This is a genomic window from Vibrio sp. CB1-14, from assembly GCF_040412085.2.
Classification (GTDB): domain Bacteria; phylum Pseudomonadota; class Gammaproteobacteria; order Enterobacterales; family Vibrionaceae; genus Vibrio; species Vibrio chaetopteri.
This window is the reverse complement of sequence record NZ_CP115920.1, coordinates 1,724,488-1,737,891: the sequence shown is the minus strand read 5'-3', so window position 1 is coordinate 1,737,891 and position 13,404 is coordinate 1,724,488. Positions and strand designations below refer to the sequence as shown.

Annotated in this window: 9 protein-coding genes and 1 pseudogene; 4 read left to right on the top strand and 6 right to left on the bottom strand. The window is 45.0% G+C overall.

The genetic code is table 11. From position 1 onward, the window contains the following. The first annotated feature begins 100 nt into the window (after positions 1-100). From PG915_RS07825 to PG915_RS07815, 3 genes and pseudogenes are all read left to right on the top strand, one after another. A complete protein-coding gene (locus tag PG915_RS07825) occupies positions 101-1,789 on the top strand; it encodes an NAD-dependent malic enzyme (protein ID WP_353498616.1) in 1,689 nt (562 codons plus the stop codon). Positions 1,790-1,875: 86 nt separating this feature from the next. Beyond that, entirely contained in the window at positions 1,876-2,199 is a 324-nt protein-coding gene (locus tag PG915_RS07820) for a DUF3392 domain-containing protein (RefSeq protein ID WP_353498615.1), read from the top strand. A 23-nt stretch (positions 2,200-2,222) separates the two neighbouring features. Continuing rightward, positions 2,223-2,967, top strand: a pseudogene (locus tag PG915_RS07815) (SanA/YdcF family protein). A 27-nt stretch (positions 2,968-2,994) separates the two neighbouring features. Here PG915_RS07815 and PG915_RS07810 read toward each other — a convergent pair. The 6 genes from PG915_RS07810 to PG915_RS07785 all read right to left on the bottom strand — a co-directional run bounded on the left by PG915_RS07810 (position 2,995) and on the right by PG915_RS07785 (position 11,944). After that, a complete protein-coding gene (locus tag PG915_RS07810; protein ID WP_353498614.1) occupies positions 2,995-3,561 on the bottom strand; it encodes a hypothetical protein in 567 nt (188 codons plus the stop codon). Positions 3,562-3,596: 35 nt separating this feature from the next. Then, positions 3,597-5,054, bottom strand: coding sequence for a hypothetical protein (locus PG915_RS07805; protein WP_353498613.1), 1,458 nt, complete (start codon positions 5,052-5,054; stop codon positions 3,597-3,599). A 265-nt stretch (positions 5,055-5,319) separates the two neighbouring features. Further along, positions 5,320-6,612, bottom strand: a complete 1,293-nt coding sequence (locus PG915_RS07800; protein WP_353498612.1) for a GGDEF domain-containing protein — start codon at positions 6,610-6,612, stop codon at positions 5,320-5,322. 235 nt (positions 6,613-6,847) lie between these two features. After that, positions 6,848-8,944 (bottom strand): calcium-binding protein, encoded by a 2,097-nt coding sequence (locus PG915_RS07795; RefSeq protein ID WP_353498611.1) that lies wholly within the window; start codon positions 8,942-8,944, stop codon positions 6,848-6,850. 7 nt (positions 8,945-8,951) lie between these two features. Further along, positions 8,952-10,256: an HlyD family type I secretion periplasmic adaptor subunit gene (locus tag PG915_RS07790; RefSeq protein ID WP_353498610.1), complete on the bottom strand. Its 1,305-nt coding sequence runs from the start codon at positions 10,254-10,256 to the stop codon at positions 8,952-8,954. Continuing rightward, positions 10,253-11,944 carry a type I secretion system permease/ATPase gene (locus PG915_RS07785; protein ID WP_353498609.1) on the bottom strand — a complete coding sequence of 564 codons (1,692 nt, stop codon included), beginning with the start codon at positions 11,942-11,944 and terminating at the stop codon, positions 10,253-10,255. Before PG915_RS07785 ends, PG915_RS07790 begins: the two co-directional genes overlap by 4 nt. Before the next feature lie 334 nt (positions 11,945-12,278). Between PG915_RS07785 and PG915_RS07780 the strand changes: the two genes are divergently transcribed. Beyond that, on the top strand, positions 12,279-13,334 hold the full coding sequence (locus tag PG915_RS07780; protein WP_353498608.1) for an extracellular solute-binding protein: 1,056 nt from the start codon (positions 12,279-12,281) through the stop codon (positions 13,332-13,334). Positions 13,335-13,404 lie beyond the last annotated feature (70 nt).

The following is a 13,404-nucleotide window of genomic DNA, read 5'->3' as shown; positions in this document are numbered from 1 at the left end:
TAGTTAACATTTGCACTTCGCTAACCTACCCTAAATGTGTTAAATTAGCGCCCTAATTGTTCCTACTTCCCGAATGACTGTTCCCATATCAGGTAACCTAATGAACAACAACAAACGACCACTCTATATTCCTTACGCAGGCCCTGCACTGCTTAGTACACCATTGCTTAATAAAGGCAGTGCTTTCACCTCAGAAGAAAGAATGTCCTTCAACCTAGAAGGCCTACTTCCAGAAACCACTGAAACCATTCAAGAGCAAGTGGATCGTGCTTACAAGCAGTACACCAGCTTTGACAATGACATGGATAAGCACATTTACCTGCGTAACATCCAAGACACGAACGAAACCCTTTTTTATCGTTTAGTTCAAAATCACATTTCTGAGATGATGCCGATTATCTATACACCAACGGTTGGTGCAGCGTGTGAGAACTTCTCTAACATTTATCGCCGTGGTCGTGGTCTATTTATCTCGTATCCAAATCGTGATCGCATTGACGATCTGCTAAACAACGCTCGTAACCACAACGTAAAAGTTATCGTCGTGACTGATGGTGAGCGTATTCTTGGTCTAGGCGACCAAGGTATCGGTGGTATGGGTATTCCTATCGGTAAACTGGCTCTCTATACCGCTTGTGGTGGTATCAGCCCGGCTTACACACTACCTATCGTTCTTGATGTGGGCACCAACAACCCACAGCGTCTTGCTGACCCTATGTACATGGGCTGGCGTCACCCACGTATTACCGGTGATGAGTACCGTGCATTTGTTGAAGACTTTATCCAAGCTGTTCAGCGTCGCTGGCCTGATGCCCTCGTTCAGTTTGAAGACTTTGCACAGAAAAATGCGATGCCGCTTCTTGAGCGCTATAAAGACCGTATCTGCTGTTTTAACGATGATATTCAAGGTACGGCAGCCGTTACCGTTGGCTCACTTCTAGCGGCATGTAAGGCAGCAGGCAACAAACTCTCTGAGCAGCGCATCACTTTCTTAGGCGCTGGTTCTGCTGGCTGTGGCATTGCAGAAGCTATCGTCGCACAAATGGTGTCTGAAGGTATCAGTGATGAACAGGCTCGCTCACAGGTCTTCATGGTAGACCGTTGGGGTCTGCTGCAAGAAGGCATGCCAAACCTACTCGACTTCCAGCAGCGTTTGGTGCAAAAGCACAGCCACACGCAAAACTGGGAATCAGATAACTCTGGCTTCTCACTGCATGATGTGATTAAGAACGCAAAGCCAACCGTTCTTATCGGCGTTTCTGGTGCACCTGGTCTGTTTAGCAAAGAGATCATCCAAGAGATGCACCAGCACTGCGAGCGTCCAATCGTGTTCCCACTTTCGAACCCAACAAGCCGTGTTGAAGCGACACCAAACGATATTCTGCGTTGGACTCAAGGCCAAGCGTTGGTGGCAACGGGTAGCCCGTTTGACCCAGTGGTTGTCGAGGGTAAAACCTACCCAATCGCGCAATGTAACAACAGCTACATTTTCCCAGGCATAGGTCTTGGCGTATTGGCCGCACAAGCGTCTCGCGTTACCGATGAGATGCTGATGGAATCAAGCCGTGCACTTGCTGAATGCTCGCCACTGGCACAAAAAGGCTCTGGTCAGCTATTGCCACCTCTAGAAGAGATCCATTTGGTATCAAAACGTATTGCTTACGCTGTTGCTAAGAAAGCGATTGAGCAAGGTGTCGCGAAAGAATGCACTGACGAGACACTACTCAAAGCCATTGAAGAGAACTTCTGGCAGCCTGTGTATCGCAAATATAAGCGCTCGGCGTTCTAACCGGAATCAATGTCACACAAAGGCTCTTGTTATCAAGAGCCTTTTTGTCTAATGAAGCGCTTAGAACACGAAGAGGAACCCTAGTTATGTTTGATATGTTTGCGCCTGGCGGACAGTTTATTTCACCTTACCTTCTTGAAATCGCCACCGCTTTAGTCGCTTGCACGCTAGTCGTGCTCGGCGCCGACATTAATCGTTTGATGCGTAACGCATTACGTGATACTAATTTCGTAATTCGAACAGTCTGTTTTATACTTCTTAACGCATTTGGTTATGGATTGATCATCATTAAAGCCACGCCAGTGTTAAAGAATGCACTTAGTAACATCGACCCGGGTTTGATGTTTTCCATTGTGGTTTTAAGCTTTATAGGTATCGGCATTTGGGCTCAAAGGAATCGACAGATTTAGTGACCTTTAAATTTGATAAGGAAATGTGGCAACGTGGTGCGCTAGTTTCATTGTTGAAACGCAGTGCACGCCTACTCGTTGTCGCTTTGCTTGCTGTCGTTGTAGCTGTGGTCGCTATTGACCGCTGGATCAGTTGGCGAGCAAAAGACCAACTGCTTACCTCTATTTCTGAGATAGACAATGTTCAAGTAGCCGTGGTGCTAGGCACAAGCAAATATCTAGGCCGAACACTCAATGAGTACTATGCTCATCGCATTAATGCAGCTATCGAACTTTACGACGAAGGCAAGGTGTCGCACTTTCTGCTCAGCGGCGACAACGCCCACCGCTCCTACAACGAGCCATGGACAATGAAGCGGGATCTGCTCAGAGCAAATGTACCTGAGCCTGCGATTCATCTCGACTACGCCGGATTTCGCACTCTAGATTCTATCGTTCGTGCCAAAGAAATTTTCGATACAGATAACTTTTTTGATCATCACGCAAAAGTTCCATTGTGAACGCGCTCTGTTTATCGCTCAGTATTATGACATTAATGCACAATGCCTAGCGGTCGCAGGCCCCGTCTCTAAGTCAGGGTATTCGGTAAGATTACGAGAAGTGTTTGCAAGGACTAAAGCGCTGCTCGACTTGTATGTCATGCACACTCAGCCGCGCTTTCTTGGCCCTAAAGAGCCGATTGTGACAGCACCAGAACCTGAAAGTACTCCGCTACAAGAATCCATTGAGCCAGACAAGATAGAGCCGCGAGATAACTTGGAACAATAGAGTTTCAATCATCCAAGATACTCTCGCTCACGGTAATGGCTCCGTAAGCGATTTATTGACTGTAACGCGAATCACCCTTGCAGTGACTGTCGCTGATGCCCCGCCATCGGATAGCACATGTAAAGTGAACTCAGGATTCAAATCACCTGAAGTGCCTTGTGCAGCAGCGCTGCCAGCAGAGGCCTCTGCACCAATGTCAAAATACCACTCACCATCCTTCCAATCAGCCACCAACTCTTGCGTATTCATAAGTATCAACACCTTATAAGAACGCGCACCCCAGCCAGCGCCAAAGTCGAGTCGCTGAACTGTAAAATAGACACGAGGTTCGTCGCCCTTTATCACTAATACGCCTTCCCCACCGCCGACACCCACTACAGGTATTTTAGATACCTTCATGTTTGCTACGCCGTAGGCCAACGCTTCATCCATTTGTGTTTGTAGGTGTGGTTCTTGTTTTAGTAGTTCTGATATGGTGGTTTGAGCAACCGTATCAAGCTCATTTCGCTCAGCTATCTTTTGCTGCTCGCTTAAGGATGTGCATCCACTAACGATCACCAAAGCAGCTAAAAGCAATAAGCGTTGGAGTTTCATGTTATTTCCTCATCGTGTACTGATGAAAGTAGCGACTAAAAACGTCGATTCAATGCAGAAACAAACTGACGTTTCCTATCACTTTTCCAGCCGTATTCCATCATCAAAGACCAATCACGATTAAAGTTGTAATTCGCACCAACAAGGCCAGCCCACTTATCGGTATTACTTTGTTTCACCTTGTAGTCGATACCAACCCCATTAAAGGTGTAGGTGCCTGTCAGAGTTAGCGTGCTATCGAGATATGTTGCACCGGCATATACCGCCACAGATTGCGACCCCACAGTAGGGATCACTTTACCCACACGAGGTGAAACGTTGAGAATCAATCCTTCTGCGTCGTTTTTTCTCATATCGGCGTAGGTAAATGAAATTGGCAGAGTAACGAAATAGTCATTCCATCCCGTTGCCAAAACAGTTCCGAGAGTGTAGTTATTCCCTTCAAGTTGTGCTGGCGCGACAAACTCGGCTTCCGCATCCCTTAACAAGCATACTTTCGGTCTTTGTAGTGGCGGTAGGCTGCAGTTCGCTTCCATTTGATCAATAAGGTCGTTGCCACTGAACTTAATTCCTATATCAGCCGTGCCACTGATTTTCCCCACCGCACCAAATACATTCATAAATGGAAATAGCCAAGCATCGAGCTTAAGCTGAGGTGATTGAGTATTGTTGCTATTATTATCAAACGAAACAAACTCTATTGGGTACTTCTGAGAGCCATTAATGCCAACGTTGAGGTCAGTTATATCCATATACTGAAAAGTATCGGTGTAAATAATACTGATTCCGTAAGGTTTTGGGAGAGAATACCCTCTATCTATCACCTGTTGAGCATAAAACGGCAGCGCTCTATCCCACTTCTTTGCCCCCTTCGCTGGAGCATCGGTATTTAAGTCTCTATTGGCGATACCAATGTCCCCGACTCCCGTTTCTGTTAAATCATAGTTCACAGAACTTGATACCACTCGCACGCTGCCTATCGCTGACGCACCAGATGTTGTGATTAAATAGATGGGAACGTCATCATCACCCACTATCGTGGAACTGACATGAGTACTACTCTCTCCGAAGCTCACATCCGCACCTATAGAAAACCGCCACACACCGGCTCGATAAGATTCTAGCGACTGCTTATCATCGAAAATAAGTAAGGCTTCATTATTGCCCAGTGCTAAACCTGCACCAACATCGTAACGATCCACGTCAATATAGGTTACGCTACCATCGCGGTTATTGTAGATAGCCCCTATACCCGTCCCTCCTCCAACAACCGGTACTTTGACTCCCGACATGCTGATGGCGGCATAACCGTATGCGTTATTAACTAAAGTGGGAATTTCACTGTACTCATCACTCAATTTGCTAACAATTTGACCGGAAGTAGCATCTATCTCATCGCGAGCTGTTTGTCGCTCATTGGGGGGAATATTACCGCTGCATCCAAGTAACACCAGCATTGGTAAAGAGCCGAACCACCGTAGACGTGTCTGCATTACCTAGAACCTCATAATTATTGTCATAGTGCTATCTAGATTTGGGCGGCACATCCTACTAAAACCCGGCCACTAGGAATACCGTCATTTTACTGTTGACAAGATGATCCCTAGTTTTGAAGCCTTAACTTAGCTGAAAATCAAAGTACTAATTTGATATACCTATCGTAACCATATGCCATCACTGACAATTTTTCGCTTCTTCTCTGCAGATTATTCGTTATTTTTTTACCGGGCAGTGTGAGTAGTCCATGTTCAAGCACAATCAAACGCTAATATTAATCGCTCTAACACAATTTCGTCCCTGCCGTTTCGCCTCATAAAGCATATCGTCGGCAAAATTGATGGTCTCATAAACCTGATGATTTTGTCCCAACGCCACTCCAATGCTGCAACTCATCTCGTCACCGTGCACCCATAAATGCGCGTGAACATAGTGACGTATCTGCTCTGCCATCTTCACCAGTTCGCGTTGTGATTTTTGCTGGCAAAATACCACAAACTCTTCGCCGCCCCAGCGCACTACTTTGTCATTGCTACCTACGAGATCAGAAAGCACCATCGCAAACTCGCGCAGCACATCGTCGCCGATACCATGACCGTAGGTGTCATTGATACGCTTAAAATAGTCGATATCGATAAACAGTACACCAATCGACGAGGCCTGAATTTGCAGCTGCTGCCTTTCCAGCCAAGCACGGACGGCATGACGATTACGAATCCCCGTCAACTCATCACGGTGCGCTAACTCAGAGAACTTAATGTTCTCGCTTTCTAAGCGTTGATTAACTTGGGACAAGTAACTGGCTCTGCGTTTCTCGCGTTCCATATCAAGCTGATAGTTTCGCAGTTCCCATAGTAACGCAAACACAGCAACAATAACCCAAACCACCAGCATTAAAAGAAACAGTGTCTCACCAGACATATAGCGGCCGACCAACGTAATACTATGAAGTTTGATCGAGTGTTCACCTAGCGTGGAGTTTGACCCAGTAGCCAGTTCAAACTTGTTGATATTAGTAAACTCAGGCGCTGCGTGCGCGATAGGAATTTTGTTGTCTACCACCCACCAAGTCATGACTTGGAAATTACGCAATGGAATGATCATTTTCCCTGCATCAGCCTGTAGCGTGACGCCGTTATATTTGTGGGTGTACTCATCTTGTGTATTAGAGTAGATAGGATTGTAATTGCGAAAATAGACTCGAAGAGAGCGGTCGTTATTAGGAGGAATATCGTAATCGATATCAAGTTCAAGTGTATGATAATCAGAAAGATCTAACCCATGCTGTGGGTCTGAGTTAAAGTGCACAGAGACGCCACAATAAGGCCATGCGTAATCGCTTTTCTTTAATGTGCAATCGAGCTGAACGCCTTGATCCAACTGACTTAGCGAAGATAGACTCGCGCCACCTTGGAACTGATCATTAGTCGCAAAAAAACCAAATTTGTCACTCAATACTACAAGCCGTTTTTGATCACCCCAAAGTCGATAGCTGCTGATCACTACCAAAGTCACGAGGATAAGTGACAACAATAACTTTACCGAAAACTTCATAAAACCGACTCAACAACACCACAAGTCTTTGACAATACCATCAACAAAACTAGCTTGGCGCTTGAACATTAGCAATAGGTAAATTTGGATTGTATGACTTCCCTCGCCTGCTGAAAATGGGAGCGTTGACTTTTGGGGTGGGTTTATAAAAAAGCGAGAGCTAAAAAATAGCCCTCGCTTGAGTGAAACACGAAATATATGGTCTATTGTGTCGATGTCATTTCTCTACAAATGATTAACTAGTGATGAATTCGTCATAATAAGATACAAGACTTATAGAGTCATCATCCCCTATCTTTATCAACTCAACACCTACGACTGTATCGGTGCCCTCATTCGTCTCAATAGTATAAACATCATCGGCCTTAGTTATTTTAGTGATGCTCGCGTCATTATAAATTACGGTATCTTCCCCCTCGCCGCCATCAATGATGTCGTTCCCTCCGCCACCAACTAGAAGATCGTTTCCAGCGCCACCATTGAGTATGTCATTTCCAGTTCCGCCATTTACACCAGTGTCACCAAATAGTACGTCGCTACCCGAACCACCAGTAAGTATGTCATGGCCACCATCGCCAACTAACAAAGTATCAACCTGATCCTCTGCTGTCATTTTGTTCACATTGCCTGGGTGTCCGTCTTGAGCATTATGACCAGTAATCAATGTGTAAGTCCCTTCCGAAAATGAAACTTTTTCTACCGAACTATCTATCAGCTGATCAGTTCCATCTCGATTGGAGATTGAATCCTTGATATAATTTTTATCCACCCTGTACTCTAGGATTGAGCCACTAAATACTGCCGTATCTTCACCTATACCACCGTCTAGTATGTCATTTCCTCCACCACCAACTAGAAGATCGTTTCCAGCGCCACCATTGAGAGTGTCATTTCCAGAACCTCCATTTACACCAGTGTCACCAAATAGTACGTCGCTACCCGATCCACCAGTAAGTATGTCATGGCCACCATCGCCGACTAACAAAGTATCAACCTGATCCTCTGCAGTCATTTTGTTCACATTGCCTGGGTGTCCGTCTTGAGCATTATGACCAGTAATCAATGTGTAAGTCCCTTCCGAAAATGATACTTTTTCTACCGAACTATCTATCAGCTGATCAGTTCCATCTCGATCGGAGATTAAATCCCTGATGAAATTTTTATCCACTCTGTACTCTAGGATTGAGCCACTAAATACCGCGGTATCTTCACCTAAGCCGCCATCTAGTATGTCGTTTCCAGCCCCACCAATAAGGATGTCGTTACCATCACCGCCGCTTAATTCGTCACCACTACCCTTATAATGAAAGTGGGTACCATTGTCACCGATCAAAACATCGGCACCATCCCCGCCAATCAATTTGTCAACACCATGCATACCAACCATCAACGTGCCATCATTTGATATTGCTGTCATGTTATCACCAGCATTGTGACCACGTTGCCATGTATAAATGTCATCTCCGAACTGAATCTTCTGTCCGTTCTCAATGTAGACTTTCGATTCACCATCTCGACCATCGACTGAATCTACAACCCTGATATATCCATAAGTTTGAAAGCTGTAGTCAGCAGCTGAACCTTCAAAGACAGGGATGTCGCCGGTCAGCACCCCAACAATATTGTCTATCATCAAAGCATCAGCTTTATCAGTTGGGTCTAGTGCAGTTTTATCACCCATAATGCTTTTGATTAGTGCATTATCACCAAGACCTTCCAAGTTGATCGTTGTACCTTTGTTGCCTTCAAAAAAGGTAAGAACCAAGGTACCATTACTATCAAGGCTAATGGTTAGCTTTTCGCCCAATGCTTTTTCAACGAACGTATTTGCATTCTCAAAGCCAAAAGTCTCTTCACTTTCACCCTCGGCTTGTTGAAGGTTTAACTCACCCCCAAAAAACTTGGTATTCAAGCCTTCTAGCTTTCCGTCAAGCTTTTCGTCAACCCTACCCTCATGTTTATCATTTCGCGCTAAGTCGTTGGAAAGAACAAAGTGTTTGCGATCCACTAAAAACTGCAAACTATCAGTACCAACCTCAAAATCCTTGATGGTGTTCACACCACCATGAGTAATGCGCATAGCAAAGGTATCTTCTCCTTCTCCACCAGTAAGCTCATCGTTACCCACACCGCCAAATAGGATATCGTCACCCGCACCTCCATTCAGTTCATCATTACCCTGGTTTCCTTCGATCACATCGTTACCTGCACCGCCAGTAATCGTGTCTGCACCTTTTTGACCTCTCACATATACACTATCGTTGCCTGTATACGTCTCTATTTGTTCACCATCGCCTAATTTTATGACATCCATAATATTGTCCTTTTCCAACGTTGCTCTATATCTCTCTCATCCCCTTCTCCATGCTTTGAATCAATGGAGAGAGGAGATAATCGAGAACTGTGCGTTCCTCTAGTACAATTTGCGCTTCTACCGGCATACCCGGTTTGAGATCTAAGCCAAGATCGAGAAGCTCCGTTGCATCGAGGGCTATCTTTCCTTGATAGAAATGACCACCTAGCCGCTCATCGACGATGCTGTCCGCAGAGAGGTGTATGAGCTCACCTGAGACCGCTGGGACTTGTCGAAAGCTGTATGACGTTAATCGGATATTGGCCGATAACCCCTCATACACCGATTCGATATCTTTGGGTTGAATGTTGACGCTCGCCACCACCCGCGTATTGTTTGGCACAATTTCTAGTATTGTGTTGGCAGGGGCGATGACGCCGCCTTGGGTGTGGATGGTTAAGTTGATCACTTCACCACTCACTGGTGCCCGAACTTCAATACGGTCATTCAGCGTGTTAGAGGCTTTGAGCTGCTTTAGTACTGACTGTTCTTCTGCAACCAACTCCTGCTTTTTTTGCTGCGCCGTGCGTCTGAAATCGATTTTCATTGCATCAAGCTCTGAGCCTAATTCAGTGATTTTACTTTGCGCGTGCTTAATGCGAGTGCGATGTTCGGCAATGCGCGCTTTTAAGCTTGAGTGCTCACGCTTTAGCTCTAAAAACGCCACTTTAGATACATAGCCCTTCTCAAGCAGTGCCGAGTTTGCTTCAATCTCTTCGTTCAATAATGTCAGTGATTGCTTGTCGCTGGATAGCCAAGCTTTGTAGCTGTCGCTATCGTTTTCTGACTGGGTGATTTGTTGATAAATAGACGCAATTTGCTCTTTCAAAATCATTCGGTTTTGACTTAACAATGACTCTTGATCGCGCTGAATTTGAGCCTGAATCGGCGTTAAGCTTTGATTGCTACTCCAGCTGATGGGCTCACCAGAAAGCTCGGCTTCGACTCTCGCGAGTCTGGCTTGAACAATAAACTTGCGCTGATTCAACTGCTCCATTTGACTGACCAATAACGGATCAGACAGCACCAACAATAAGTCGCCCTTTTCAACACTCTGCCCCTCTTTGACAAGTAGCGTTTCCACCACGCCACCGGTGTGGTGCTGGACTTCTTGGTTTTCCAATTCGGTCACGAGTTTCCCTGGAGCAAGGGAGGCCGAGCTAAGTGGGGCTTGGTAACTCCAATAGCCACTTCCTACCACACAAACGAGCAGCACAGCCCAACCGAAAAGAACAAAGCCTCTGAGCGATAAGTTAAACGTGCGCGACGATTCGGTATGTTTCAGTATCATGAGACACTCCCCATTTGGGTAGATTTCGCAGGCAAATTCAGCACCTCCTGTGTTTTACCGTACTGCTGGAGTTGGTTCCCTCCCAAAACCATACAAAGGCTGGAGTGCTGAATCACAGACATACGGTGAGAGATCACGATCGTGGTGATCCTTTGAAGACGTGTATGGGCGAGCAGAGCCACTAATGCGGCTTGGCCGCTGTGATCTAAATTAGTATCCGGTTCATCAAGGATGAGCAAAGATGGCTTGGTATAGAGCGCACGAGCGAGAGCAATACGTTGCTGCTGTCCACCCGATAGCTGCACCCCTAAACTGCCCACCAAGGTTTGGTAGCCATTAGGGAGAGAGAGAATCATTTCGTGTACGCTGGCTAGCTTTGCCGCATCCACAATGTCCTTTGCCTCTGCATTCACATCAAATCGACTGATGTTTTGCGCGATTGTCCCTGAAAGCAATTGACTATTTTGAGAGACATAACCGATTTGCCACCCAAGCTCTGATACATCCCGTTGATTGAGCGTCGCGCCATCAATCCTGACATCACCATTAACAGGTTTCACAATCCCCAAAATGGCTTTGGCCAACGTCGACTTACCGACACCACTGCCACCGACAATCGCCACACACTCACCTTCAGGTATGGTGAATGTCAGATTTTCAAGTAGTGGCTTTTCTGTGCCTTGATGACCGAGCTCGACCTTTTCAAACTGAATTTTCCCTTTGATTTTAGGCAGTTCTACGAGATCTTCGCTTTGTTCAAGGAACGCTTTGCGAAGTCGTTTATGGGCTTTCCATCCCTCGAGCCAGCCCTGCCAGTTATGTATCGCTTGCTCTACGGGCGCCAGCACGCGACTCATAATCATTGAAGCGGCAATTAACACGCCCGCCCCGACTTCATTATCTAAGACCAGCACTACAGACAAACAAAGAACGCCAATTTGAAGCAGCATACGAATGTACTTTGCCAGTGCAAGGATCCCTCTCGATACTCTGTCTGCGTTCGCTTTGTCCACGGTAGGGTTAATGGACTCTTTTTGCCACTTGGCGATAAGGTTACTGTTCATTCCCAATGCTTGAACAATTTCTGCGTTCTTAAGCCAATCCGACGTCAAAGAATTAAAGGTAGAACCATGCTGACTTAAGTGGCGCTGTAAACGCTTAGTGATGATGATACTGGCAATTGAGATAGCGAATAAAACGCCAGCACCAGCTAGGGCAAAATGGCCTAAAAGTGGATGCATTAAATACATCACCGCAAGAAAAATAGGGGCAAAGGGTGCGTCAAATAATGCAAAGATACCGGGAGATGTAATGGTGTCTTTCACCTTCACCAAATCGCTCAAGGGCTGGCTATGGACTCCATTTGAACTCTGTGACTGCAACATTGATAGGCTAAACGCAAAATCGGAAGATTGCTGATTAACGCGATAACCGTAACGCAGCATTATTTGGCCTCTAATCCAGTCTAACATTGCTTGCATTGACAACAGAAACAAAGCAAATATCGCTAGCATAAGCAATGTTTCTCGACTTTCAGAAGATAATACTCTGTCAAAAACTTGCATTGAGAACAGAGGAATAACTAGAAAAAGTACATTTACAACGAGTGACATTATGATAATAAACATAACGACTCGTTTATTTACATCTGAGTATCCTGATGTTTTTATTTTATCTTTAGTAAACATAGAGAACCCTAGCCGGTAAAAATACAAACCACACACATACAAAAAGAAGATTTATAAATTACCAGTTAATATTAGTCACTAATGCTTACGAATTATTTTATATATGTACCACCCGGCCACATACATCATACCGATTCCAACTTTCGAGACAGGTTGCACACCTATTGCATATTTTAAGAGATTCATGCCACACAAATGCCGTGGTTTGTGATGTAAATCCCATTAATGACAAGTATATTAACAAACCATAGTTTATTTTTTCTTTAGTACTTTCGGCTAAAGTTACATTGGTCTAAAAACTATATGGAATCTGTTGTTTTGCTGTAGGTACTCAATGAAAACCTTATTAGTTGCACTATTGTTGTGCATATCAATAACCATTTCACCAAATGTATATTCAAAAAACACATTGAAAGTTTTATCATGGCACGGATATACAGACCAGAATGTGGTAACTGCGTTTAAAACAAAACATCGTATTGATGTGGAAATTACTTACATAAATAATGACCGAGAATTGCGCAATCATATCGAAGATTCAAATAAACAATATGATGTAGTAGCCCTAAACTCAGCAGAATTAAGACGCTACATAAAACTGTTGAAAGTAGACCCCATAAATACCAGTAAGATAAGCAACCTAAAGTGGCTCAGTGACCAGTTCACGCCTCTCTCAAGTAACCCAGAAACTTCATACAGCAGCGATGTTTACGGCATTCCCTATACTTTCTCTTCTATGGGCTTAATTTATAGTAAAGATCGCGTTGACCAGCCACCAAGAACCTGGCGCGCTCTATGGTCTCAGATATATCAGAATAAAGTCCTGGGATATGATGGTGGTACGCATAATGTCAGTCTCGCTGCTATCGCCCTTGGGTTGCCAGATCCTTTTCAGATCCCAAGTCAACATGACAAACAAATTGCCGAACAATTGATAACGCTTCGAGAAAATGCACTGACCTTCTACGACTCAGTCAATGAAGCAACGGAGCTTTTCAACAAGTTTGAGCTATCACTTATGTTTGCCAATTATGGGCACCAGCAACTCAATGCGTTACGTAAAAGTGGGGCGAATGTCGGCTACATTATTCCCGATGAGGGGGCTCTTGCATGGGTAGATTGTTGGGCAATTCTCGCCGACTCTGCTCACACTGACCTTGCTCACCTTTGGATAGACTTTCTCTTGGAGCCCTGGGTTCAGCGTAGTTTGATTGATCGGCACGGTCTGCAAAGCTCCTTGGGGCAATTCTCTCAACAAACAAGCCAGGAGAAGCTCATATGGCTGTCACCTGTAGAATCAGGAAGTAAGCGCGAAGCTATGTGGAATGCAGTCTATAGCGGAAAGTCCCTTTCTACAGTGCTAAAACATATAGAGAGGTTCACTCCATGAGACTCTCCACGAAAATAAGTTTCGCTTTAACCGGTTCTCTGTTGGTATTTTTCTTTGCCATAGCCTGGCT

What these genes read in the sequence shown, in the direction of transcription:
- PG915_RS07825 (WP_353498616.1), top strand. Translation starts at nt 101, where the DNA reads ATGAACAACAACAAACGACCACTCTATATTCCTTACGCAGGCCCTGCA.
- PG915_RS07820 (WP_353498615.1), top strand. Translation starts at nt 1,876, where the DNA reads ATGTTTGATATGTTTGCGCCTGGCGGACAGTTTATTTCACCTTACCTT.
- PG915_RS07810 (WP_353498614.1), bottom strand. Translation starts at nt 3,561, where the DNA reads ATGAAACTCCAACGCTTATTGCTTTTAGCTGCTTTGGTGATCGTTAGT.
- PG915_RS07805 (WP_353498613.1), bottom strand. Translation starts at nt 5,054, where the DNA reads ATGCAGACACGTCTACGGTGGTTCGGCTCTTTACCAATGCTGGTGTTA.
- PG915_RS07800 (WP_353498612.1), bottom strand. Translation starts at nt 6,612, where the DNA reads ATGAAGTTTTCGGTAAAGTTATTGTTGTCACTTATCCTCGTGACTTTG.
- PG915_RS07790 (WP_353498610.1), bottom strand. Translation starts at nt 10,256, where the DNA reads ATGATACTGAAACATACCGAATCGTCGCGCACGTTTAACTTATCGCTC.
- PG915_RS07785 (WP_353498609.1), bottom strand. Translation starts at nt 11,944, where the DNA reads ATGTTTACTAAAGATAAAATAAAAACATCAGGATACTCAGATGTAAAT.
- PG915_RS07780 (WP_353498608.1), top strand. Translation starts at nt 12,279, where the DNA reads ATGAAAACCTTATTAGTTGCACTATTGTTGTGCATATCAATAACCATT.